This window comes from Seleniivibrio sp. (assembly GCF_021209385.1).
Taxonomy (GTDB): Bacteria; Chrysiogenota; Deferribacteres; order Deferribacterales; family Geovibrionaceae; genus Seleniivibrio.
The window spans coordinates 42,194-66,744 of sequence record NZ_JAJOIL010000018.1 but is presented as its reverse complement, the minus strand read 5'-3'; the positions used below and the strand labels follow the sequence as shown (position 1 = coordinate 66,744).

The 24,551-nt window shown below is 44.3% G+C and carries 27 protein-coding genes; 25 read left to right on the top strand and 2 right to left on the bottom strand.

All coding sequences use genetic code 11. The annotated features are described in order from the left end of the window. From glgP to ispD, 11 genes are all read left to right on the top strand, one after another. The gene (glgP, locus tag LRY47_RS05330) at positions 1 to 2,553 is read left to right on the top strand and encodes an alpha-glucan family phosphorylase (RefSeq protein WP_295223251.1); all 2,553 of its coding nucleotides are present in this window, start codon (positions 1 to 3) and stop codon (positions 2,551 to 2,553) included. After that, a complete protein-coding gene (locus LRY47_RS05325; RefSeq protein WP_295223248.1) occupies positions 2,550 to 3,050 on the top strand; it encodes a PaaI family thioesterase in 501 nt (166 codons plus the stop codon). The genes glgP and LRY47_RS05325 overlap by 4 nt, the downstream gene beginning before the upstream one ends. Before the next feature lie 20 nt (positions 3,051 to 3,070). After that, positions 3,071 to 4,198 carry an MFS transporter gene (locus tag LRY47_RS05320; protein ID WP_295223246.1) on the top strand — a complete coding sequence of 376 codons (1,128 nt, stop codon included), beginning with the start codon at positions 3,071 to 3,073 and terminating at the stop codon, positions 4,196 to 4,198. Next, positions 4,195 to 4,947, top strand: coding sequence for a helix-turn-helix domain-containing protein (locus tag LRY47_RS05315; RefSeq protein WP_295223244.1), 753 nt, complete (start codon positions 4,195 to 4,197; stop codon positions 4,945 to 4,947). Before LRY47_RS05320 ends, LRY47_RS05315 begins: the two co-directional genes overlap by 4 nt. 24 nt (positions 4,948 to 4,971) lie before the next feature. Then, positions 4,972 to 5,427, top strand: coding sequence for a VOC family protein (locus tag LRY47_RS05310; protein ID WP_295223242.1), 456 nt, complete (start codon positions 4,972 to 4,974; stop codon positions 5,425 to 5,427). A gap of 104 nt (positions 5,428 to 5,531) precedes the next feature. After that, positions 5,532 to 6,272: a polyphenol oxidase family protein gene (locus LRY47_RS05305; protein WP_295223240.1), complete on the top strand. Its 741-nt coding sequence runs from the start codon at positions 5,532 to 5,534 to the stop codon at positions 6,270 to 6,272. Further along, positions 6,262 to 6,939, top strand: coding sequence for a YggS family pyridoxal phosphate-dependent enzyme (locus LRY47_RS05300; protein ID WP_295223239.1), 678 nt, complete (start codon positions 6,262 to 6,264; stop codon positions 6,937 to 6,939). Before LRY47_RS05305 ends, LRY47_RS05300 begins: the two co-directional genes overlap by 11 nt. A 13-nt stretch (positions 6,940 to 6,952) precedes the next feature. Further along, positions 6,953 to 7,777 carry a YggT family protein gene (locus LRY47_RS05295; RefSeq protein WP_295223236.1) on the top strand — a complete coding sequence of 275 codons (825 nt, stop codon included), beginning with the start codon at positions 6,953 to 6,955 and terminating at the stop codon, positions 7,775 to 7,777. Then, on the top strand, positions 7,777 to 8,778 hold the full coding sequence (locus tag LRY47_RS05290) for a potassium channel protein (protein ID WP_295223234.1): 1,002 nt from the start codon (positions 7,777 to 7,779) through the stop codon (positions 8,776 to 8,778). Before LRY47_RS05295 ends, LRY47_RS05290 begins: the two co-directional genes overlap by 1 nt. Position 8,779: 1 nt before the next feature. Continuing rightward, positions 8,780 to 9,754: a TRAM domain-containing protein gene (locus LRY47_RS05285; protein ID WP_295223232.1), complete on the top strand. Its 975-nt coding sequence runs from the start codon at positions 8,780 to 8,782 to the stop codon at positions 9,752 to 9,754. Then, a complete protein-coding gene (gene ispD / locus LRY47_RS05280) occupies positions 9,751 to 10,431 on the top strand; it encodes a 2-C-methyl-D-erythritol 4-phosphate cytidylyltransferase (protein ID WP_295223230.1) in 681 nt (226 codons plus the stop codon). Before LRY47_RS05285 ends, ispD begins: the two co-directional genes overlap by 4 nt. Here the strand turns inward: ispD and LRY47_RS05275 are convergent. Then, entirely contained in the window at positions 10,334 to 11,095 is a 762-nt protein-coding gene (locus LRY47_RS05275; protein ID WP_295223229.1) for an NAD(P)-dependent oxidoreductase, read from the bottom strand. The two genes, ispD and LRY47_RS05275, sit on opposite strands and share 98 nt — an antisense overlap. 116 nt (positions 11,096 to 11,211) lie before the next feature. On the opposite strand from LRY47_RS05275, the gene LRY47_RS05270 reads away from it, so the two are divergent. Next, a complete protein-coding gene (locus tag LRY47_RS05270) occupies positions 11,212 to 11,550 on the top strand; it encodes a helix-turn-helix domain-containing protein (protein ID WP_295223228.1) in 339 nt (112 codons plus the stop codon). Here LRY47_RS05270 and LRY47_RS05265 read toward each other — a convergent pair. Next, complete coding sequence (locus LRY47_RS05265) at positions 11,532 to 12,821, bottom strand: hypothetical protein (RefSeq protein ID WP_295223225.1); 1,290 nt, start codon at positions 12,819 to 12,821, stop codon at positions 11,532 to 11,534. The two genes, LRY47_RS05270 and LRY47_RS05265, sit on opposite strands and share 19 nt — an antisense overlap. A gap of 155 nt (positions 12,822 to 12,976) precedes the next feature. Between LRY47_RS05265 and LRY47_RS05260 the strand changes: the two genes are divergently transcribed. The 13 genes from LRY47_RS05260 (at position 12,977) to LRY47_RS05200 (ending at position 24,449) form a co-directional block, all read left to right on the top strand. Then, positions 12,977 to 13,618: a site-2 protease family protein gene (locus LRY47_RS05260; RefSeq protein WP_295223223.1), complete on the top strand. Its 642-nt coding sequence runs from the start codon at positions 12,977 to 12,979 to the stop codon at positions 13,616 to 13,618. 11 nt (positions 13,619 to 13,629) lie between these two features. Continuing rightward, positions 13,630 to 14,610 carry a tryptophan--tRNA ligase gene (gene trpS, locus LRY47_RS05255; protein ID WP_295223220.1) on the top strand — a complete coding sequence of 327 codons (981 nt, stop codon included), beginning with the start codon at positions 13,630 to 13,632 and terminating at the stop codon, positions 14,608 to 14,610. Next, a complete protein-coding gene (locus LRY47_RS05250; RefSeq protein ID WP_295223219.1) occupies positions 14,607 to 15,329 on the top strand; it encodes a segregation/condensation protein A in 723 nt (240 codons plus the stop codon). Before trpS ends, LRY47_RS05250 begins: the two co-directional genes overlap by 4 nt. Continuing rightward, on the top strand, positions 15,322 to 15,837 hold the full coding sequence (scpB, locus tag LRY47_RS05245) for an SMC-Scp complex subunit ScpB (RefSeq protein ID WP_295223217.1): 516 nt from the start codon (positions 15,322 to 15,324) through the stop codon (positions 15,835 to 15,837). Before LRY47_RS05250 ends, scpB begins: the two co-directional genes overlap by 8 nt. Then, the gene (locus LRY47_RS05240) at positions 15,837 to 16,523 is read left to right on the top strand and encodes a pseudouridine synthase (RefSeq protein WP_295223216.1); all 687 of its coding nucleotides are present in this window, start codon (positions 15,837 to 15,839) and stop codon (positions 16,521 to 16,523) included. Before scpB ends, LRY47_RS05240 begins: the two co-directional genes overlap by 1 nt. Next, the gene (queD, locus tag LRY47_RS05235) at positions 16,523 to 16,885 is read left to right on the top strand and encodes a 6-carboxytetrahydropterin synthase QueD (RefSeq protein WP_295223214.1); all 363 of its coding nucleotides are present in this window, start codon (positions 16,523 to 16,525) and stop codon (positions 16,883 to 16,885) included. The genes LRY47_RS05240 and queD overlap by 1 nt, the downstream gene beginning before the upstream one ends. Positions 16,886 to 16,925: 40 nt before the next feature. After that, a complete protein-coding gene (locus LRY47_RS05230; protein ID WP_295223213.1) occupies positions 16,926 to 18,329 on the top strand; it encodes a hypothetical protein in 1,404 nt (467 codons plus the stop codon). Position 18,330: 1 nt separating this feature from the next. Next, positions 18,331 to 20,490, top strand: coding sequence for an ATP-binding protein (locus LRY47_RS05225; protein ID WP_295223211.1), 2,160 nt, complete (start codon positions 18,331 to 18,333; stop codon positions 20,488 to 20,490). Positions 20,491 to 20,493: 3 nt separating this feature from the next. Beyond that, positions 20,494 to 21,864 (top strand): sigma-54 dependent transcriptional regulator, encoded by a 1,371-nt coding sequence (locus LRY47_RS05220; RefSeq protein WP_295223209.1) that lies wholly within the window; start codon positions 20,494 to 20,496, stop codon positions 21,862 to 21,864. After that, complete coding sequence (locus LRY47_RS05215) at positions 21,864 to 22,334, top strand: hypothetical protein (protein WP_295223208.1); 471 nt, start codon at positions 21,864 to 21,866, stop codon at positions 22,332 to 22,334. The genes LRY47_RS05220 and LRY47_RS05215 overlap by 1 nt, the downstream gene beginning before the upstream one ends. 75 nt (positions 22,335 to 22,409) lie before the next feature. After that, the gene (lexA, locus tag LRY47_RS05210) at positions 22,410 to 23,009 is read left to right on the top strand and encodes a transcriptional repressor LexA (RefSeq protein WP_295223207.1); all 600 of its coding nucleotides are present in this window, start codon (positions 22,410 to 22,412) and stop codon (positions 23,007 to 23,009) included. Continuing rightward, positions 22,990 to 23,241 (top strand): hypothetical protein, encoded by a 252-nt coding sequence (locus tag LRY47_RS05205; protein WP_295223204.1) that lies wholly within the window; start codon positions 22,990 to 22,992, stop codon positions 23,239 to 23,241. The genes lexA and LRY47_RS05205 overlap by 20 nt, the downstream gene beginning before the upstream one ends. After that, positions 23,238 to 24,449 (top strand): DNA polymerase IV, encoded by a 1,212-nt coding sequence (locus tag LRY47_RS05200; RefSeq protein ID WP_295223201.1) that lies wholly within the window; start codon positions 23,238 to 23,240, stop codon positions 24,447 to 24,449. Before LRY47_RS05205 ends, LRY47_RS05200 begins: the two co-directional genes overlap by 4 nt. Positions 24,450 to 24,551 lie beyond the last annotated feature (102 nt).

Below are 24,551 nucleotides of genomic sequence, written 5' to 3'. Positions count from 1 at the left end.
ATGAAAGTCTATGAATTCAATGTGAAAACCAAACTCCCCGACAAACTCCGACCTCTGGAGCAGATAGCGCATAACCTCTGGTACAGCTGGAACTGGGAGGCGAGAGAGCTTTTCCGTATGATAAATATGGAACTCTGGGAACAGTGCGAACACAACCCCGTCTGGGTGCTTTCAAAGCTCACAGATAAAGATTTCCGCAGACTTGTCGGCGACCCTGTTTTCATGAACGTCATGGACAACGTACACGAACGCCTTAACGAATATAAAATGCTCCCCAAATGGTTCGACCTTGCCCACGGCGGCAAAAGAGAAGAGGGGATGCAGATAGCCTATTTCAGCGCTGAGTACGGCATACACGAGTCTGTAAAGCTCTATTCCGGCGGTCTGGGCGTACTTTCAGGCGACCACTGTAAATCTGCCAGCGACATAGGTATACCTTTCATAGCGGTCGGTCTGCTCTACAGAAACGGCTATTTTCATCAGTATCTCAATTCTGACGGCTGGCAGCAGCAGTCTATTCCCTATAACGACTTTCACAGGATGCCTGTAACACCCGTTAAGGATGCGAACGGCAATGAAATATATGTTCAGGTCAGAATAGCCGAAAGCGATGTCAACGTTAAGGTCTGGAAATTGGAGATAGGCGTTATCACACTCTATCTTCTTGACACCGACCTTACAACAAACATCCCGCAGCACAGAAGTATCACCGCACAGCTTTACGGCGGAGATTCCGACATGAGGCTGAAACAGGAGATAATCCTCGGCATAGCCGGTGTTCGTGCGCTGAAAGCGATGGGATTCCGCCCCACAGTATACCACCTGAACGAGGGACACCCGTCGTTTGCGGCACTTGAACGGATCAGGCTCTGTGTGGAAGAAGGAATGAATCTTCGCACTGCGGCAGAAGTTGTTAAAAAAAGCACGCTGTTCACCACTCACACACCTGTTCCCGCAGGTTTCGACGTGTTCAGCTTCGATCAGATAAAGAAATATCTCGGTCCGATATTCGAGCCTTCCGGCTTTAACATCAATCAGATAATGGGATTCGGACGCGAGAATCCGTTCAACGAATCCGAAAGCTTTGCTATGGCGATCGCAGGTATCCGCCTCAGCACTTTCCGTAACGGCGTAAGCGCCCTTCACGGTGAAGTTTCCAGACAGATGTTTAAGAACCTCTGGAGCAACGCTCTTGATAATTATGTCCCCATTGGTCACGTTACAAACGGCGTCCACCTTCCCACGTTCATAGCCGAAAGTTTCAAGATGATATACACCAGATATCTTTCCGAGGCATGGTACTACAAACCATACGATTTCGACGTATGGAACGATGTTGAAAAGATACCGGACAACGCCTTTTTTGATGCAAAACGCAAACAGAGAGAGAGACTGGTTATTTTTGCCCGTGAAAGGCTGAAAAAACAGGTTATGAAACGCGGCGGAACCGCCAGCGAGATAGCTAAGGCAGATGACGTTCTCAATTCGGATACTCTTACAATCGGCTTTGCGCGCCGTTTTGCAACATACAAACGCGGCTATCTGCTGTTTATGGATGAGGAACGACTCGCAAAAATTCTGAACAATCCCGAAAGACCTGTTCAGATAATTATCGCAGGCAAGGCTCACCCTAAAGACGACGGCGGAAAAGAGATAATCAAAAAGATATTCCATATCTGCCGCAAACCTGAATTCAGAGACAAAATAGTCTTCGTTGAGGACTATGACATAGAAGTGGCAAGACATCTTGCCCACGGCGTTGATATATGGCTAAATACGCCTCTGCGCCCCATGGAAGCTTCCGGTACAAGCGGTATGAAAATAGCCGCCAACGGCGGTCTTAACCTTTCCATTCTCGACGGATGGTGGGCGGAAGGCTATAACGGCGAAACCGGCTGGGCTATCGGCGCCGGAGAAGAATACGACAAACAGGATTATCAGGATTTTGTCGAAAGCATGGAGCTTTATGACAAGCTTGAGAACGAGATAATCCCTCTGTTCTATAACCGCGATAAAGTTGGAATCCCAAGAGAATGGACGCATATGATGAAACAGGCTGTTAAGGTTTGCGCCGCGTTCTTCAATACTTCCAGAATGGTTATGGAGTATACTGATAAATATTACGTTCAGCTTCATGAACTTTATAAAGATATCTCATTCAATGGTTTTGAAGGCGCTTCCAAGTATCTTGAATGGAAAGAGAATGTTATTAGCGGATGGGATTCTGTTGAAATAGCTGAGAGCGGCGTTCAGGCTGATTCCATAGAAATGGGCGGTTATGTAACCTTTGAAGCGAAGATACGCTCTCCGAAGATAGACAACGAAAGTCTTGCTGTTTATGCCGTTGTTGAGTTTGACGGTGAGAGCGGGGTGCTTAAGAATCCTAAATTCATCGCCCTTGAACTGGCGGAGAAAAACGGGGATATCAGCACTTATAAAGCGCATTTCAGAATTGACAATGCAGGCAAGATGAAGGTCGGCTTTGCTGCTGTACCTTTTCATAAGTACCTGAAAAATATCTTTGAGCTGAATCTTGTAATGTGGGCAAAATGAGAGAATACATTCCCCATTCCACAGGGTGTTTCATCTGCGGACAGCAGAACCCTGTGGGGCTGAGACATAGGTTTTTTGCGGAGAACGGAGCGCTTTACAGTGATGTGTTCGTTCCCGCAGACTATTGCGGATTCAAAGACGTCGTACACGGAGGCATATGCACGGCGCTTCTGGACGAAACAATGGGGTGGTCGCCTTTTATTTTTGAAGATTCGCTGGACAGGCTCTGCTTTACAAGAAGCCTTGAAGTGAAATTCCGCAAAAATACCCCTACCATGACCAGCCTGATAGTCGAAGCGAAATATCAGGGGATGCATAAAGGCATCTGCGAAGTCACAGGTGAACTGAAAGATGCCTCCGGTACAGTGTTCGCATCTGCTTCCGGCAGGTTTATCCCTATTCCGCCGGAAAAAATGAATGAGACGATTCAGTATCTTGTTATGGAAGACGGCGTGTGCTACCATGAGAAATGCATTAAATATCTGAAGGGTATATGATTCGGGAAAACCGCAGGGATATGTTTATATTCCTGCTTTTATTAAATCTTGCTGTGTATATATCGTTCCAGAGCTGGTCGACGATATTCAATAACTTCGCGGTCGAAAAAGCGTCTCTGGACGGTTTTTACATGGGGCTTACCCAGTCTATCAGAGAGATTCCGGGCTTTTTGTCTCTGCTTGTGGTACTTGCCATCGTTGTCCTCCCTGAACATAAACTTGCTGTGGTCAGCCTTATTGTCCTCGGAATAGGTATAGCGGTGACAGGTTATCTGCCATCCGCAACAGGTGTAATAATTTCAACGCTGATAATGTCCTTCGGCTTTCATTTCTTTGAAACGGTCAATCAGTCGCTTACCTTGCAGTATTTCAATAAACTCGAAACTCCATTGGTTCTGAGCCGTTTGCGCAGTGTAGCCGCCGGTGGGAACATAGCCGCCGGAATACTTGTTATAATCTTGCTTAAGTTTTTGGAATATAAATATATTTTTCTGATAACAGGTTTGATAGCAGTTGCGGCAGGAATATACTGCCTGAAACTGAATCCGATAGACAGCAGTCTTCCTGTTCAGAAAAAGAAACTACAGCTTAAGGCAAAATACTGGCTGTATTATGCGCTGACATTTCTTTCCGGCGCACGCAGGCAGGTTTTTACAGCGTTTTCTGTGTTTTTAATGGTGGAAAAATTTCATTTCTCGACCAAAGAAGTGGCAATACTCTTCATTATCAATAACCTGACCAATTTTTTCTTTAACCCTGTCATCGGTAAAATGGTGAATAAATACGGCGAGCGCAGGCTTTTGAGTATCGAATACTCAACCCTGATAGTTGTTTTCGTCGGGTACGCTTTTTCAGACAGCAAGATGTTTGTTGCTCTGCTCTATATCATAGATAACCTCGTTTACAGCTTTGTTATATCTATCAGAACATTCTTTCAGAAGATAGCCGAACCGGAAGACTTTGCCAACGGCTCTGCCATGGGATTCACCATAAACCACATAGCAGCTGTTTTTATTCCGTTCGCCGGAGGTCTGCTCTGGATGGTTGACAGGAAGATACCGTTCCTTGTAGCGGCGTTTCTGGCGTTCGTGTCCTTTGTTCTGGCACAGTTCGTGCCTTCTGAACTCAGAAAGTATCAGCAGCAATGAGCGCCCCTTCATATCGGGAATTCAAACCTGCTCCGCATTTGCAGCCTTTCATAGCGGCATACTGGCTGTCCGAAGGCTATTACGCCGAAAAGGTTCTCTTTCCGATCTTTGCCGACGGCTGCTGCGATATAATCTTTGACATTGCGGCAAATTCTCCGGCTAAAATGGTCGGGACAGGCGTAAATCTGGAATATGTGCCTTTGAAAGGGAAGGTTCGTCTGGGAGGGATACGTTTTCTACCCGGAGGATTCACTGCTCTGACAGGCATACCCGCCGACAGAATATACGATGGAACCGATGCTGAGGACATGCTGAACAGCAAGATTGTTGAAGGACTTAAAAGAATAAACGACGGTTTTTCTCCGTCCGCTCTTGATGCGGTTTTCGGCTCATGCGTTTCCTGCCGGAATCCGATGATGTCTTTCTGGCTTTCGTCGCAGGACAGCGATGTCAAAGGTATAGCTTCATATTTCGGATGCTCGGTAAAAACCGTCAGCAGAACCTTTCTGCATCATACAGGCGCCACCCCGTCAAAGATGTTATCTGTAAAACGCTTCCAGCACTCATTGAAGATGGTGGTTCGCGGCGGCAGTAACTATACCGAAATAGCTTATGAAGCGGGTTATTACGACCAGTCACATTTCATAAAAGACTTTAAAAAATATTCAGGTTCGACACCCTCTGATTTCTTGCGTTATAAAAATTCGCTCGGTGTCCGTTTCATACAATTCCCCACCGGATGTATATGATATTTTCTGAACAGGAGGTGCTGTATGATAAAATATGGCGGCATGGCTGTTATGGCAGAGGATGTCAGAGTCTCACTGGCTTTTTACAGGGATATTCTTGGACTGGAACTCATGATGGACAACGGAGACGAACATGTCATGTTTAAATGCGGTGTGGCGCTCTGGAAAAGGGATGCGGCGCATAAACTCATTTTCGGTTCTGTTTGCGACGGCAGTTCAACGATGTTTGAGCTTTTCTTTGAAAGCGACAGTATAAATGAGGATTACGAGCGGTTATCTGTGGCGGCGAAAGTAGTTAACCCCCTTGAGGAACAGCCTTGGGGACAGCTCACTTTCCGGATAGCTGATCCGGACGGGCATCTGATAGAGATCGGTGAAAAGCTGTCGGATTCCATAAAGCGAATGAGGACGTCAGGTATGACTGACGACGAGATAAGCATACGAACCCATGTTGGAAAGGATATGCTGGATTCACTTTAAATTCAACAAACAGCTCCGTTTCGCGGGGCTGTTTTCTTTTTTTTACTTGAAGTACAAACTAACCCGCTGTATCATACACCCCAAAACAGGAGAAATTTGCCTTTATGAGCAATATTATCATAAATTCATATAAAACTGTCCCCGAAGGTGTTGATTGTTTTGTAACAACACGCCACGGTGGATATAGCAGAGGGGACTACGGAAATTTCAACCTCGCCGTAAGCACAGCCGAAGACCACCGTGTGGCAATGAAAAATATCGAACTTCTGAAAAATGAATTTCACCTTTCAAAGCTTGTAAATCTTAATCAGGTTCACGGAAATATGGTCTATGAAGTGACATCTGACAATTATACAGATATAATGTACAGAGAGGGTGACGGACTTTTCACTTTGGAAAGCGATATAGCCCTTGGCGTACTCACCGCCGACTGCTATAACGTTTTTCTCGCCGGCAAAAAAGCTGTCGCTGCACTGCATTGCGGACATAAATCCGTTTCTTCGGATATCATGGGTGAAGCGATAAAACTTTTTGTCAAACATGGAGATTTTCCCGTGTTTGCCGGCATAGGTCCGGGGATATCCTGCGCCAATTACGAGATAGGACCGGAACTGGCGGATACATTCGGCAAGATATGCCACGACAGCATCGTGGTTAAGGACGGAAAACTTTATCTGAGTCTGCGCACTGTGATAGAGCAGAATCTCACGAATGCAGGTATCAGACACATTGAGCATCTGCGCAACTGCACCTTTGAAGACGAAAGCCTTTATTCTCACCGCAGAGACAAAGGCGTAACAGGGCGTATGATGGGGGTTATCGTAAGGAGAAGCGATGTTCGCTGACAGACTTGCAGAGGTCAGAAAAAACATAGATGCCGCAATGAAAAGAGCGGGTAGGACAGACAGCGTCGAAGTTGTTGCTGTAAGCAAATATTATCCGGCGGAGGCTATTCTTGATGCATATGGATGCGGACACCGTATATTCGGTGAAAGCCGTGTTCAGGAAGCCGTTGAAAAGAAAGAAATACTTAAAGATCTGAATGAGCTTGAGCTTCATTTCATCGGGCATCTTCAGACCAATAAGGTGAAGTATCTGGGAGATATATTCGGGCTGATACATTCAGTTGACAGCGAAAGGCTGGCGGATGAACTTAACAGATATTTCAATAAGATAGACCGTGTTCAGGATATTCTTATTCAGGTGAACATAGCAAACGATCCTGACAAGTCCGGAGTTACAGCGGAAGAGGCGGAAAGCCTTTGCAAAGCTGTAAAAAATATGCCCAATCTGAACCTGAGAGGGCTTATGATGATACCGCCGCTGACAGACGATGAGGAAAAAAACAGGAAATATTTTACTGCGATGAAAGAACTTTTTGATAAGATGTCTGTCAAAAATGAGAATACTATGGATATTTTGTCTATGGGAATGAGCGACGATTACACAATAGCTGTTGAAGAGGGCAGTACGATGGTGCGAATAGGCACAGCTCTTTTCGGCGGACGATGATAAAGGGGAAACGATGGCTATTATTTCAATGCTGATAAAATCTTATCTGGTGGTGTTACTGCTGCGCAGTGTCATGACCAGACAGGAGCTTTATTTCAACCCCATCGGCAAGATGGTGGCTAAGCTCACCGACCCCCTCATGGAAAAACTGCTTAAACTGAATAAAAAGAACGCCGACAGATCAACCGTCATTTTCATTTTGCTCGCGACGGCGCTTACTGCTCTGCTGTACTATGCAATGGGCGGAATGAGCTTTGTGATATCTGCGTTTTTTGCAATATCTGACATGCTTAACTTCCTGATGATGTTCTACATTGTCAGTATAATACTCGGTATTTTTGCCGGAAACGGTCGTATGTCATATTTCTCAATGTATTTTAACCGTCTCGGCTCTTTCTGGGTCAATGCGGTGCGGGCGGTTCTGCCTATACGGTCAAACGCCGTAGCTGTTCCTGCGATCGTTCTCGTTTTCGTCTTTTTCACCGTTGTAAACGGAGCAGTCATTCTTTTTATGCAGCACGGAACAGACTTTACGTTTGTTTCATCCAGTCTTATTTCCTCGATGTTCATGTCCCTTAAATCCGGTTTGTTGTCGATTGTCAGCCTGCTCGGTATCTATATCTGGGTGATAATCATCCGCGCACTGATGAGCTGGGTCAGTCCCGACCCTTCAAACCCTGTTGTGCAGACGATAATAGCCCTGACAGATCCTGTGCTTGTTCCTTTCAGCCGGATAATCCCCCCTCTGGGACCTGTGGACATCAGCCCTATGATTCTGATATTCCTGCTGTATTTTCTTAAGAATATGCTGCTTAGGCTTATCGGAATGCTCCTTTAATGGAATTCAGCAAGCTCAAATACGTTTACATCGGTACAGCACTTATATTTCTTGTCGGAGTGACAGGAACACTCGGTTATATGCACATTGAGCATGCGAGTATGCTCGATTCACTGTATATGACAATTATCACCATGGCTACAGTAGGTTATGGCGAGATATTCCCTCTGTCGGATGCAGGTAAGATATTTACGATCTTTATTATCATATCCGGCACAGGTACGGTTGCATACACTGCGACACAATTTATTGACTATGTTGTTACAGGCGACCTTACCAATTTTTTCGGGAGAAAAAAGATGAACCACATTATCGACAACATGAACAGTCACTATATCCTTTGCGGTTTCGGACGCATGGGAAGGATAATTGCGGGACTGCTCAGAGAAAACAATGTGCCGTTTGTCATAATTGACCCCGAAGACAGAGTGAGCGAATCAGCGGAAGAAAAATATGTGTTTGTTACAGGCGACGCAACCCATGATGCGGTTCTTAAAAAAGCCGGCGTGATGCGTGCGAAAGGGCTTATCACCGTCGTTGATACGGATGTGAAGAACCTCTACATCGTCCTCACGGCAAAAGGGCTTAACAGGAATTTGTATGTTGTAGCTAAGGTTGCGCAGGAAGAAGCGGTAACAAAGTTTGAGTGGGCGGGAGCCGACAAGATAGTTTCGCCTTACACCATCGGCGGACAGAGCATTGCTTACAGCATCATAAAACCATATGTAACGGATTTCCTTTCCATGGCTATGGGAAATCAGGAATACGGCATAATGGTTGAAGAGGTTATGATACATGAAGGCAATGTTCTGGAAAACACTTCAATTGTTGATTCCAATGTTCGTAAGATCGGTATCATTATTGTCGCTATAAGAAAAAGCGACGGCGGGTTTATTTATAACCCCGGACCCAACGAGGTCATCAGAGCGAACGACACACTTATCGCACTTGGCAGAAAGGGTGATTTTGAGGCTCTGAATAAACATTTAAAACGAGGATAACATGTGGATTTTCAGAATATTATATGCAGTTTTCGTCTTGGTGGCGTTTTATCTGGTCAGGGATACGCTGGGCATCGGGATGCCGCAGGCGGTTCTTTATTCAATGGGCGTCATTTTCGCAATAGTTTTCATAGAGACTCTTATAGCAGACATCAAAAGCTATAAGTTTTATGGCGGTCTTGCCGGCGCTGTTGTCGCTATTATTGCAGCGTATTTTATAGCCTCTATTTTTGAGACGTATTTCAATAATGATTCTCTGCGTCTGGCGTTCTATTTCTTCGCACTTTATCTCGGCGTTGCGACAGGTCAGAAATTTTCATGGATAATAGAGAACGTTCTTTCAAGACTGATGGCAAAACAGCCAAAACAGATAAAATTCAGCGCGTCATCAAAAGTGCTTGATACGTCAACACTCATAGACGGACGTATGGCGGATATCGTTGATACAGGACTTATAGAGGGCGGATTGGTCATCCCTACGTTTATACTGAAAGAACTCCAGAACATTGCTGATTCCCACGATCACCTGCGCAGACAAAAGGGCAGACGCGGGCTTGATGTTCTGAAACGCTTGCAGGAACAGACAGCTGTACCTGTTGAGATAAACAACAGTGATTTTCCTGAAATAGGCACCGTTGATGAAAAACTTGTTGCCTTGGCGAAAAAGCTGAAAGCTGATATAATAACAACAGATTTTAACCTGTTGAAAGTTGCTGAGATTCAGAACATCAAGGTTCTGAACATAAATACGCTGTCCATGGCGATGCGCCAGTCGGTTCTTCCGGGTGAGGAATTTGAAATAAGCGTTGTTAAAGAGGGTAAGGAATCCAACCAGGGTGTCGGATATCTCGACGACGGCACGATGGTTGTTGTGGAAAACGGACGAAAATTGATTGGAAAAACAGTAAAAGTCAACGTCACAAGTCTTTTGCAGACTGAATCGGGACGTATAATCTTTACTAAGGTGAAGTATTGAATATAACCGCAATAATACCTGCCGCCGGAATGGGCAAACGTTTCGGCGGCGACGTTAAAAAGCAGTTTTTTGAAATTCTGGGTCACACTGTTCTGTACTATACGCTTACGGCTCTGAACCGTGCTTATCCTTTCAAAGAATTCATTCTCGGTGCAAATCCCGACGACTTCTATTTTCTCTATTCACAGCTTTCAATGGCGGATATTAAGAATTATCAGCTTGTTCAGGGCGGCGGAGAAAGATATGAAACTGTCTATAATTGCCTTAAAGCAGTCACGACGGACTACGTTTTAATACATGACGCTGTCAGACCTTTCATCACGGAAGATATTGTGCGAAGCGTTGCTGATGCCGCCACAGAAACAGGTGCTGCTATATGCGGACTGCCGGTACGCGATACATTGAAAAAGATATCCGGCAAATTAGTTGAAAAGACTGTCAGCAGAGACGAATACGTTCTTTCACACACCCCGCAGATATTCAGAACGTCTCTTCTTAAAAAAGCGGTGGAAAATGCCGATGAACGCGGGATTGTTATCACAGACGAAGCGCAGGCAATGGAGCTTTTCGGAGTGCAGGTTAAATGGGCAATGTCTTTGCCGGACAATATAAAAATAACTTTTCTGAACGATATGGATATGGCGGAAGGGCTGGTTCGCAAGTATTTCGGGCAATAAAAAAGGGGCGATTAAGCCCCTTGTGATTTATCCTGCAACTGCTGTGAAGCGTTTTTTTGATATAATTTCCTTTTTCCGCTTCGTCTATCATAGCGATTGCATAATCCGCATAGCTTATCTCGCTCTTTCCTTCTGAATTCAGAATAAGCTCATCCTGACCGAGAGTATATTTGCCCGTACGCTCACCGTCTGCCATAAAAAATGCGGCTGGGCTGAAAAACGTCCAGTTCACATCATTTCTTTGTTTGAGTGTATCAAAAGCCTTTGCCATACTTCCTGCAACTCCTTTCCATGCGTCTGGAAATTCAGGTGTGTCCAGCAAACGTATTTTATGTTCTTTGTCCACATAAAGGGTGCTTGCGCCGCCGACAACAAGGAATCTGTTTGGTTTTCCTGCCAGAATATCAATCAGATGCGTCATAACTGTCTGATGAAGAATAGGGTCGTCGCTGGCTCCGGTACCGAAAGCATTGATGATCACATCGTTGTCTTTTATATCTGAATACGCGAGTGCCAGAATGTCTTTTTCTACTATAGCGCCTTTAAATCCTGCCATTTTTGATTTGTTACGCACAACTGCCGTAACTTCATGACCTCTTTTTTGCGCTTCTTCCACAAGCATTTTTCCCTGTTTTCCGCTTGCTCCTATAACTGCTATTTTCATAACATTCTCCTTGTTTAATCAATTTGTATGACTACATTATGGTTTATAGGATATTCTGTAAAGTAAGCACCTTTTTGTACCATAGTTACCAAATGGAAACTATTGGAGGAAACCTGATGAAAAAAGATATGCCAGCCTGCCCTGTAGAGGTAACACTCATGCTGATGGGTGATAAATGGAAGATACTTATAATACGCGATCTTCTGGAAGGAACGAAGCGTTTTGGAGAGCTGAAAAAATCAGTCAGCGGAATATCGCAGAAGATGCTGACCGCAAATCTTCGCGCGATGGAAGAGTGTATGCTTGTTGACAGAAAGGTTTATGCGGAAGTACCGCCAAAGGTTGAATATACGCTGACAGAAACAGGGTACAGCCTTAAAACGGTATTGGATTCCATGGCAGAGTGGGGTGAGTCATATAAAAGACAGGCAATGGTTCAGTCTTCCGCTTTTTGAGAAACAGATTTAAAGTAATCCTGAAGCTTATCCGTAAGCATTTTACATGTGTGGTACATGCCCGCATTTATACGCGTCTGGTAAACGTTGTCAGCTTCAATCTTAACGTCTTCAGGTATAAACGTTTTATGTTGTCCTGCGTGCAGACAGTTTGGTTTAGGGCAAAGGAATTTCACAGGCAGCATGTCGCCGATGGTACTCCATATAACAGGGTCTGCGCCGCAGCTGTTTTTGATTTTATATGCGTATTCCAGAACCAGGGATTTTACGGCAGGCAGAAACAGTTTGCTGATGAATGATACCATCTCTTTGTCTGCATATCCGAGTTCCGCAAGTTCGTAAAGGGATTTATGCACTTCAAGGTTATGTGGGTCTGTTTTGTTGATTTTTACTAATTCCACGAATAAATTAACAGTTATCAGCATCCGCAGAAAGAAATTTTTTCTGTTTATCTGATCAGCAAATATCGGTACTGATTTGTCGCCGTCTGCGTATGTTTTAATGCGGATAGCATCTTCAACTGAATCGTCGTTTATCAGCGACTTTGCTATTTGTGCCGAGCGTTCCATGCAGTCCTGATTATTGTCACAGTCCATAAGTTGTGCAATGTTCTGCAATATGGATGTAAGAGCTATCTTTGTGAGAAATCCGCCGGATTCGTCGCCTATAAGTATATTTCTGGAAAATGGGGTGAGTGCGAGACTTATGAATGCCGAATTGAAGTTATCGGTTATCAGTTCCCTTTTATCAGTGGCGTTCTTGAATATCTTCACCATTGCGGTTATGCCGTCGGATGATGCAAGCATGTGATCCACAGCCCTGTTGAAAACGTCAAGAGCTTTAACCTCAAGCATATTTTCCTTTATCTTATCGTAAAACGAACTGTATTGATTCTGTGAAAAGATAAAGTCGTTAAGTATCATTTCTATGCGTTCATAGGTTTTTGAGCGGTAGTAGCTCAGGACATCGGAAGTACATTTGATGGATATTGAAGAAGTCTGAAATCTGTCATCGTTTACATATCTGTCAAGGAGCGCATCAAGATATTTTCCGATTGGAACTCCTGAATTGATAAGGATTTTACCGTTCGGGTCGAAAACTTCGGAACCGAATGGCATAGACGTACCTATAAGAGTGAGTCCGTTTTTTGCGGCATAATCCAGAAACGAACGCCTGCCCATGCTCCGCAGCTTCGTGATCAGATCGCTTTCAGAAATCCCTGTATCTAAAGAAATTAATTCAAAAATATTGTTATGTTCGATATTTCTCATATCTTCTCATGTAAAATAATCATCGTTAAGTATAATACAAATTTGAGTTTTGAACAGCATAATGTATATATTTGCATGGTTATTATCTTAAAATTGAACATATCTCAATTCGTAAAGTCTTTGACTTGAAATGTAAGAGGTGATAAATAATTATGATGGATTTTAATATAGCTGAATACATAAGATTTATAGCGCTTGCGATAGTGCCGTTCATGTTTGCGGTGACCGTTCACGAGTTTTCACACGGCATGAGCGCATATATGCTTGGCGACGACACGGCAAAAAGAGCGGGCAGACTGACCCTTAACCCCATTGCACATATAGACCTCTTCGGTCTTTTGTTTCTGATAATCACAAGGCTTTTCGGCTGGGCAAAACCTGTTCCCGTGAATTACGGAAACCTTTACCGCAAAACAAGATACGGTCCTGCTATCGTTGCCTTTGCCGGTCCCATGTCAAACTTTGTGCTGGCGATAGTTTCCGCTATCCTCCTTCGCGTTCTGTACAACGTTCAGGTGCAGGAGGGCAGTATGCTCATGAAAGTGCTGGTGCCTGTTGCGGGGATGCTTAAAATATCGGTATCTATAAACCTTGCGCTGTTCATCTTCAATCTGATACCTATACCACCCCTTGACGGAGGGCGCATAGTGACGAATTTTCTGCCCTATGACAAGGCTGTAAAATTTGCCGCCATAGAAAGGTATGGTTTTATCATAATCCTGCTTCTGTTTCTTACAAGGGCGATAGACTATGTTCTTCTGCCTGCAATGAATTTTTTTATGAATATTCTTCTTTAGAGGTTTTATAAATGGAAAAAGTATTGAGCGGAATGCGCCCCACGGGCAGACTGCATATCGGACACTATTACGGAGCGCTTAAAAACTGGCTGGATCTGCAGGAAAAACACGACTGCTTCTATTTCGTTGCAGACTGGCACGCGCTTACTACGAATTACGAAAATCCCGAAGACATAATAGAGAACCGCAGACAGCTTGTTTTCGACTGGCTGAGTGTCGGTATTGACCCGAACAAATGTACTATGTTTGTTCAGTCCCACAACATTTACCACGCGGAACTGAGCCTTCTGCTCTCAATGCTTACGCCTGTAAGCTGGCTGGAAAGATGTCCCACTTACAAGGAAATTAAACAGGAACAGACGAATAAAGACCTGTCAAACCTCGGTTTCCTCAGCTATCCGGTGCTTATGACTGCGGACATCATAATGTATAACGCAACCTATGTACCCGTTGGCGAAGACCAGCTCCCGCACATTGAGATTAGCCGCGAGATAATCCGCAGGTTCCATCACCTTTATTCCTGCGAAGTGTTCACAGAGCCCAAAGGCGTGCTTACGGAAGTGCCAAGGCTCCCCGGACTTGACGGAAGAAAGATGAGCAAAAGCTACGGAAATGCTATAATGCTTTCAGAAGACCTGAAAGAGGTTGAGAGCAAAATTAAAAAGATGGTGACAGACACCAACCGTCAGAGGCTGAAAGACCCGGGAAACCCGGATGTATGCCCTGTGTTCGACTATCATAAAGTATTCTCCACCGAAGAAGAGAGAGAATACATTGTAAAAGGCTGCACATCCGCCGGAATAGGCTGTATGGAATGTAAAATGATGCTTTATAAGCATATGCAGGAACTTCTGGAACCCATTCAGGAGCGCCGCAGAAAATTTGAAAACGAGATCAAGGATATAAACGAGTTCTTAAAGCCCATGCAGGACAAAGCCAACGAAGAGGCAGCCTGCATGATGGAAAAAGTGAGGAAAGCGCTTAAAATATGAGCCATTTGCTCGATGTCAGGCTGGATAATTTTGAAGGTCCCCTCGATCTTCTTATCCACCTGATATATAAGAACGAACTGAATATTTACGACATCCCCATAGCCTTCATTGCCGGACAGTTTGTCGATGCTGTGCAGGAGATGGAAAAGATGGATATTGAGATTGCCGCCGAGTTTATAAATATGGCGTCATACCTCATCTATCTGAAATCAAGGATGCTTCTGCCGAAAGAGTCACTTCCTCTGGAAGAGCTTGATCCGGAAGAGGAAAAATTCATCCTTACTCAGAGACTGGTGGAATATTCGTTCTATAAGGACGTCGCTCAGAAACTTAGAGAACTTGAAAATGATTCCGGAAAGTATCTCATGAGAGGTTCGGCGATATTCATTGAGCGCGAATCCATACAGACGGAAGACCCGTACCGTATTGCGAACGCCTTTTTCTGTGCGCTTGAAAAAGACAACGAAAAACCCATGAAGTTTGAAAAAGACATTGTGGATGTGTCTGATGTTATTGTAAAAATAAAGGCGCTGGTTTATGAGAAACAGAAGCTTTTCTGGACGGATGTAGTTAAAACCTGCGCAAGCAGACGGGAAGTTGTCATATCGTTCCTTTCTGTTCTGGAACTGATGCGCCTCGCAATCATACGCGCTATGCAGGCGGAGACCTTCGGCGAGATAGTGATAGAGCAAATTGAACAGGGTGCGGCAAATGGATAGAGAAAAGAAAATCTTTTTCAGCTCGCTGTTTCTGGCGGGCGAACCGCTGGACAATAAATTCTTTCGCAAGATACTTGACCCTATCAATCTCGAAAACAGGCTTCTGGACTATATGGAGCAGTTTAACGGGATGTCGCTGGGTATTAAGATACGTCAGGTGTCTGGCGGCTTTCAGATGGTTACGGATAAAGAACTCTTTACTGAACTGGAACCTTTCTTCGGAGAAAAAACAGAGACTCTCAGCCGTGCATCACTTGAAACGGCTGCAATAATAGCCTACAAACAGCCTATCACAAGGCTTGAAATAGACGAGATCAGAGGGGTTAACTCCTCCGGAACAGTACGCTATCTGCTGGATAAAAACCTTGTAAAGGTGACAGGCAGAAAAGACGTTCCCGGAAAACCTCTGCTCTACAGCACAACCAAGTTTTTCCTTGAATATATGGGAATCAACGACATCTCCGAACTGCCGACGTTCAGAGAATGGCAGGAACTTAAAACCAAATAATGATAAGACTTAACAAATATTTAGCAGAAAACACCTCCCTTTCCAGAAGGGATGCCGACAAAGCTGTTGCAGACGGACGCGTGACTGTTAACGGTGAAGTTGCGGAAGGTCCCTGGGTACAGGTGGATGAAACATCCGAAGTTACTCTGGATGGCGCGAAAGTAGGGGTGGAAGACTACTTCTATTGGGCATTTTACAAGCCTGTAAAGATAGTTACGGCATATGGAGACGGACAGGGCAAAGAGACTTTGGACGTTTTCCCGAAACTGGCTGAAAAAAAACCGGCATATTCCGGCAGGCTCGATTATGACAGTGAAGGGCTGATAATTTTCAGCAATGACGGCGATTTCATCAGAAAATTACAGAAAAGCGATGAAAAGATTCAGAAAGAATATATCGTAAGTGTGACAAGACGTCTGCATCAGGCTCAGATTGATGAGCTGAAACGCGGAATCACATACGAAGGCATAGACTATCTGCCCTGTATCGTTACGGAAACCGAAGAGAGACGCTATCGGGTCATTCTTTATGAAGGAAAGAAGCGCCAGATACGCAACATGTTCAGACACTTCAATATTCAGGTGAAGAGACTGAAACGTGTACGCATAGGTCGTGTAAACCTCGACGGAATGAAGGCGGGCGAAATGAGAGTGCTTTCAAAAAAAGATCTGGAAGGGATGTTATAGTGTACAGAGTAAGAGTTATCCAGCAATTCAACGGAGCGCATAACCTGCGGAATTATAACGGAAAATGTGAAAATCTCCATGGGCATAACTGGCGCGTTGAGGCGTATCTTCAGGGCGATAGACTGAACGAAACAGAGATGCTCGTAGACTTTACCGTACTTAAAAAAAGACTTAAAGATATACTTGAGGAATTAGATCATAAATACCTGAATGAACAGGTTGAATTCTTTGTTCAAAATAATCCGACAAGTGAAAACATCGCACGATTTATCTACGGCAGGCTTAAAGAGACGTTCGGTGAGCTTACCGAGCGTGTCGTCGTTTGGGAAACTGACGTTCAGTCCGCAGAATACTTTGAATGATCCGAAATTTCAGTTAAAATAAAAGTAAAAAGGATATCTGATGCTTTTCGGAAAAAAAGAGCCGGATATTTTTGAAGCTCACAACCTGTATGTGGAGGGAAAATATGTAAAAGCCCTCCATGCATACGAAGAATATTATGCTCTGAACAATGACAGTTTATCCGCTTTAAGAATGATGTCGAACATCTGTTTTCTGGCGGAAGACAGGGCAAAGGGCGAATCACTCCTTATCAGGCTTGCTGACAGGTATCTTTCTGCCGGACGCTACTACGAAGCAATCAGCATCGTTTCAAAACTGATAATCGTATCTTCCGATAAACCGCGGTTTTACAGGCTTGCCTATGACATATACGAAAAGATGGGGCGGCAGAAACTCGCCGTCCGTTATCTTTTCGCACTGGCGGATATGTACAAATCCGCAGGAAAATTCGACGAATGTTCCGTTCTGCTTACAGAAATATTCAGACGAAACGCTGACGACAGGCGCATAATAATCAAAGTTTTGCGCAAACTTACCGTTCTGGGGTCATATCAGGAGCTTTCGGATATTTTGGCAGACTGTGTTGAAAGCCGTGTTTTGAGCGATTTTGAGATTGACGATATGATAGTCTACCTTCTGGAATCAGGATGCAGAGCTGACCTTGTAATGCCTTTTCTGAAAGGTTTCCTCAAACGCAACCCTGATAACTTTGAAATGGCGGAAGGCGCAATTACGGCTTATTTCAGCAAAAATTTCAATGCGGACGAATTCAACGATATCATTGCCGCGGCACCTGCGGAAGCGACATACGGCGTGTCTATGGAGATAAAAGAGGCGGTTGCGGACAAAGCAGTTTTAAACCATCTGCTCTATCTCGGATCGCTGAAAGGGGACAGAGACAGGATAAAAGGACTCATATTTGAGATGTATCTGGAAAATACTCTTGATATTAAGAGTATAGAAGATATATGCAAAAGATCCGGTTGCGGTATCGCTCTTGAGGAAGCTGACAAAATGTTGGCTTCGGAATCAGATACAAAGGAAGAACCTGCTGCGGAAAAAACAGAGGCAGTGCTTGAAACCTTTGGACAGACAAATGAAATTTCAGAATACGAACCTATGGAGCTGGACTGTTTTGCGGTTGATGATGTAACTTCTCGTGTTGATACGGCAATTGATATTGCCGACGATTTCGGACTTACTGATACGGCGCAGAATTCTGATACTTCGTTCAGCGGTTTTGAAACTTTTAACGAAGAACATAACAATGACAATACCTTCAGCGGCTTTGACGATATAGATATAGACGCAGGATCTGAAACAGACTATTTTGAAGGTCTGGTGGAAGAGAAAAAAGAGGAAAAGAAAGAGAAGGTTGCGGTGATTCGTTTTGACGAATCCGACCTGAAAACGTCTTCTGAAAAAAAGACAGATGATTTCTTTTCTCAGGAAATGGAAGGCTGACGTGAGATTCAGATTCAGACCGAAACTATCGGGAACCTCCGGATCAAACTGGAAAAACAAATATACATACGCCTTTATCCTTGTGACACTGCTGGTGTTCAACATTATGGCGTCGTCAGAAATATTCGACAATGAGTTTCCTTGGTATTCAAACATATCTATATTTCTGCTGGTAAATATAAATATCATCCTGCTCATCGTTGTCTGCATACTTATATTCAGAAACCTTGGCAAGCTTTACATAGACCGCAAGAAGAACATTTTCGGCACCCGGCTTCAGGGAAGGCTGGTATCGTTTTCAATAATAATCGCTGTAATTCCTGTCGTTATAGTTTTCGTATTTTCAAACAAAGTCATAAACAAAAGTATTGATAAATGGTTTAACTCCCAGATACAACAGGCACTTGAAAGCTCTGTAAGCCTTATGCAGAAGTATCAGACCCAGCTTGAGAACTATGTCATTGAACAGAGCGATCTGCTGGCAAGCTTCATATCATCCGGCGATTTTGTCTATAAGAACAACAAAACAAAAATGAATAAATTTATCAACGGATATATGGAAAAAGATCGTGTTGACGGTATTTCCATCTATAATGCTTATAATGAAAGAATTTTATCCGTTCATAAGAAAAAAGACAGAACCAGAAAGGTTGTCGATAAAGATACTATTACCCGCATATTGAATAAGGAACTGATAGCCAGATATGCCATGGATAAGGACAACCAGATATACTGGGTAGGTCGTCCGATATATTCAGGAAAGAATTCAAACAAGATAATAGGTGCTGTTGTCGTATATAAAAAAGTGCCTAAGAACGAAGCCTCTGATATTGCAAATATTCTTACCTCGTACAACACATACAGGCAGACCGAGCATTTTGCCAATCCCGTAAAGAACTCGTTCAAAGCCCTTACGATGCTTATGACGCTTCTGGTGGTGTTTGCCGCCATCTGGGGCAGTCTCGTGTATGCCAAGAGCATAACACGCCCAATAGAAAACCTTGCGTCAGCCTCTGCGGCTGTTTCCAAAGGAAATCTTGATGTTGAGGTGGATGTGCAGGGTAACGACGAGCTTGCTTATCTGGCGCGGTCGTTCAACTCCATGATAAAGCGGTTGAATGCCCACAACACCGAACTGAATCTGAAAAATGAGAAACTGTCGGAAATGTTCATGCAGATAACGCGTGACAACCAGTATATCGACTCGATATTCAAGAACGTTAAATCGGCAATATTCCTTTATACACATAGCTTTGAGCTGCTGAAAAAGAACGATTACGCCGAAACTGTCATAGAATTTGCGAACGAAGCGTTCCTTTCTTCCGTACTTACACCCGCAGCGGCATTTATTGAAACCGAGGAACGTGAAACACAATTCCAGATAGAGATACTTCTTAAGGGCGAACTGCGTACCATGACCGCCACCATAACAAAGATTTTCAGTCATGACGGAGAGGTTGATAACCTTGTGATAGTACTTGACGACATAACAGACCTTCTGAACTTCCAGCGTGTCGGCATCTGGAAAGAGATAGCCACCCGCATAGCCCACGAGATAAAGAATCCTCTAACCCCTATAAAGCTTACCGCGGAGAGAATCAGGCGGAAAGCTTCTATGGGTGAGAGCGAAAAAGACACCATAATAAACAGCATGGACACCATAATTGCTGAGGTGGAGAGCCTGCAAAGCATGGTGAACGAGTTTAATATGTTCGCACGCCTGCCGGAGCTTAAGATGGTGCAGTTCAGCCTTAAGGGACTGTTTGACGAGATATACGCTTTTTATGCCGCATCAAAAACTGTGGAGTTTGAGATAAACTGCCAGGAGATAGGATTTGTGGGCGATAAATCCCAGCTTAAAAGAGTTTTTATCAATCTGATAAATAATTCCATTGACGCTATGAACAGGAAAGGTAAAATAACCATCAACGTAACTGAAACCGACGGCATGATCCGCATAGATTACAGAGATAACGGAGAGGGTATCCCTCAGGAGGACATTGCAAGGGTCTTCATCCCGTATTTCAGTAAGAAACCCGACGGCACAGGGTTGGGACTTGCTATCGTTAAAAAGATAATCGAGGTTCACAACGGAAATATCACCGTTGAGAGCGAATACGGACAATACACACGTTTTCTTATGGAGTTTCGCAAGGCTTAAACTATGGCAAGAATACTGATCATCGACGACGAAAAAGGAATATGTACAGCCATTAAAGATATCCTTGAAGATGAAGGATATACGGCTGATTACGCGCTGACTTTCGCTGACGGTTTTGCACAGCTTAAAAAATGCGTGTACGATATATTGTTTCTGGATATCTGGCTTCCCGACAAGGACGGCATAGACGGTCTGCGCGATATTAAAAGCTATTTTCCCGATCTTGAGGTTGTTATAATCAGCGGTCACGGAAACATCGAAAATGCTGTTGAGGCGACCCGCAGAGGCGCGTATGACTTCCTCGAAAAACCTCTGTCGCTGGAACGCATATTGCTTATAGTAAAACACCTTACTGACAAATTTCAGCTTATGCACGACCTGCGCGAGACCAGAAGCGACCTTATAAAAAAATATGACATTATCGGTGTCAGCAGACCAATAAACGAGCTTAAAAAGAAGATAGAAAAGATAGCCCCTACAAACGCATGGGTTATGATAAACGGCGAGAACGGTACCGGAAAGGAACATGTGGCACGCCTTATTCATATGTTAAGCCGCAGGGCAAAGGACGCGTTTGTAGAGATAAACTGCGCCGCCATCCCTTCGGAACTGCTTGAAACAGAGATGTTCGGACATGAAAAAGGTTCTTTCACCGGAGCTGTGGCTCAGAAAATGGGCAAATTTGAAGAAGCGGACAACGGCACCGTATTTCTCGACGAAATAGGCGACATGTCTATGCCTTCACAGGCAAAACTTCTGCGTGTGCTGGAGAATAACAGTTTTACCCGCGTCGGTGGCAATACGCCCGTTAAATCTGATTTCAGGCTTATAACAGCTACAAATAAGAATCTCGAAGAAGAGATAGAGGCGGGTAACTTCCGCGAAGACCTCTATTACAGAATAAATGTGGTACCGCTTACCGTTCCGCCACTGCGCGAGCGCAAAGAGGATATTCCGATACTTATGCAGCATTTTATACGCGAGGCCTGCTCACTGAACGGGCTTGAACTGAAAAAAGTAAGCCTGCAGCTCATGGAGCTTTTCATGGTTTTTGAATGGCCAGGTAACGTTCGCCAGCTAAAAAACCTTATAGAACGCATGGTCGTGCTTTCCGAACACGAGACCATGGACGTTGAGGATGCACCTGATTTCCTTCGCGCACTGGAAGAGGACAAGTACGAGTCTGAAAACGGTGCGGCTCTGCGCAACGCTAAGGAAGGTTTTGAAAAACAATATATCCTCCAAACACTTCAGGCAAACGACTGGAACATAAGCCAGTCCGCGAAAATACTTGAGATAGAACGCACATATCTGCACCGCAAAATTAAAGTGTACGGGCTGGAAAAATTTAAGCCTGTCGATGGAAAAGCCTGATGGGTAAATATCTTATTGGTTCCGTTCTGGTTGCGCTGATAGCGTTTCTGTTTGTAAACTACGCCCTTAAAAATTCAGAGATTTCAAAAAAAATAGACGAAGCAACCGACGTTCCGTCAGGTGATTTCAGTTCCATCGACATTAAAGAAAATGCTGACGGTACATATGCGCTTGAAATGACCGGAGCTAAACTTTACTCCAGCAGGGTCGGCACAAGAACGATGTGCAGTGGGGATATAAATATCATCTTCCCGCGTGAAAAAGATGCGAAACTGGTTCTTAAATTCCGTCACAACATTGCGCCCATGCTTGCAAAACCTCTGCGCGGCATAGACCCGGACGAAGCTGTCACCAAAGAGGGAAAAGACATCATGGCGCAATCCCTGAAAGACGGTTACGCTGCCCAGTACAATATCAAAACTATTAAAGACGTGATATTCAAGAACTTTTCCTGCACAACAATCCAGTGATCAATTTTCTTGACTTTTAGTGCCTTTGAGCTATTATATTCATAGGCGAACACTTGTTCGTCTATGGAGGACGGTATGACAGACAGGCAAAAAATGTTCATGCAATTCATTGATAAGTTCATAAGAGATAACGGATATTCGCCATCTGTCCGTGAAATAGCCAAAGGGATGGGACTCTCTTCAACAGCCAGCGTAAAAAATATGCTGGACAGGCTGACGCAGTCGGGAGCTTTAAGGCGCACTGAAAACATCGCCCGCGGTCTTGAAAAACCTTCGCATGGAATCCCAGTACTCGGACGTATCAAGGCAGGTCTTCCCGTAACATCGGAAGAGAACGTGGAGGGCTACATACGTCTGGACAAACCAATAGGCGATGATCATTTCTTTCTGCGAGTGGATGGCGACAGTATGAAGGACAAAGCTATTCTGGACGGCGACTGTGTTCTCATACGTCTGACCAATCAGGTCACAAGCGGTCAGATGGGGGCATTCCGCATCAACGGAGAAGTCACCCTCAAAACATTTGAAAGAACCTCTGCCGGAGTTTTTCTTATGCCTGCCAATCCCGATTTTGCGCCTATACCTGTTGGTGAATATGACGATTTCAGGGTCATAGGCACCGTGAAAATGGTGATACGCGCTCTGGAGGGCGGCTATGATATTGAACCTGCATGAAAAGGTGCGTGTAGGTGCGGTATTTGAAAACAGCCCAAGACCAGTCTGGTTCAGTCTGCGCGGCGAAAAAGTGACTGTTAAGGATATCTGCTACCGATGGAAAGAACGCGCCGGAAACGACATCGTACATAAATATACCGTTACCGACGGTCTGAACGTGTTCGAGCTGTCGTTCAGCGGTCTGGATGCCTGCTGGTACCTTGAAGGAATGGATGAAGGGGACGGAAAATGATACTCTGCATGGACATGGACGCTTTCTTTGCGTCTGTGGAACAGTCTGCAAACCCGCATCTCAGAGGCAAGCCCATAGCCGTTATCGGTGCCAAAGAGAGAACCGTTGTTGTAACCAGCTCTTACGAAGCGAGAGCCTGCGGCGTTAAAACCGGAATGAGCAAATATGAAGCTATGAAGGCTTGTCCTCATGTCACTCTGGTTACAGCCAGCAGTGGAAAATATACTTATATATCAACAGAGATAAATAAATATCTGAGAACTATAACACCGGAAGTGGAGGTCTATTCCATTGACGAGGCATTTCTTGATATATCAAAGACCGACATCAACCCCGTTGATGCGGCATACATGATAAAATCCTTTGTTAAGAAGACATTCAATATCACCTGCTCTGTGGGGGTGGGTCCGAACAAGCTCATTGCGAAAATGGCAAGCGGTGTCAACAAACCTGACGGTTTTCATATGGTTGAGCCGGACGAGGTTATTGATTTCATAGACGGTTTTGAACTGGGAGATATCTGGGGAATAGGGCGCAGACTGGCAAAGCGCTTCCGTGAGCTTGGGATATTCAGTCCTAAAGATCTTCGTGATTTCGGTCAGGATCGGCTTGAGGATATGTTCGGCATATACGGTACAAGGCTTTATAAGATGGTCTGCGGGCAGTATGCCGACGGTGTCGTATCCGAGGAACCGCCTGTTAAATCCATCGGACACAGTATGACCATGCCTGTGTTTCTGACAAAACGGGAAGAGGCGCTCAATTATCTGCTCCAGCTTTCAGAAATGGTTTCCGCGCGGGCAAGGAAGAACGGCTTTGCAGGCAAAACGGTGCACCTGACCATTCGTGACACACAGATGGGTAATATCGGCAAAAGGAAGACCTTCGGTTTTTTTACATCGGCAACCCACCACATATACGAAGAAGTCGTTAGTATTTTTGATGAGATTTGGGATAAAACGCCTATAAGGTTGCTTGGTGTTACACTTGGAAGTCTTGTTTCAGAATATGTTGCACTGACAAACATAATGGATGAGTTTCAGAAATATCCGCAACTTTATGATGCAATAGATAAAATAAACTCAAAATTCGGAAAACATACGGTTTCTTACGCCTCTGTTCTGAACTGCAAACGGATAGGCGCAAAGACCATCTCTCCCGCGTGGCGACCGGAGGGGACAAGGAATGTGGATATCACCTCCGATTAATTAAAACGTAAGGTATATTTTCCGTAAAAAACACAGCAGTTTTCTTGACTTGAAATATCAAATCAACTAATATCGTTGGACATAATTTTTAACGGTTGTATT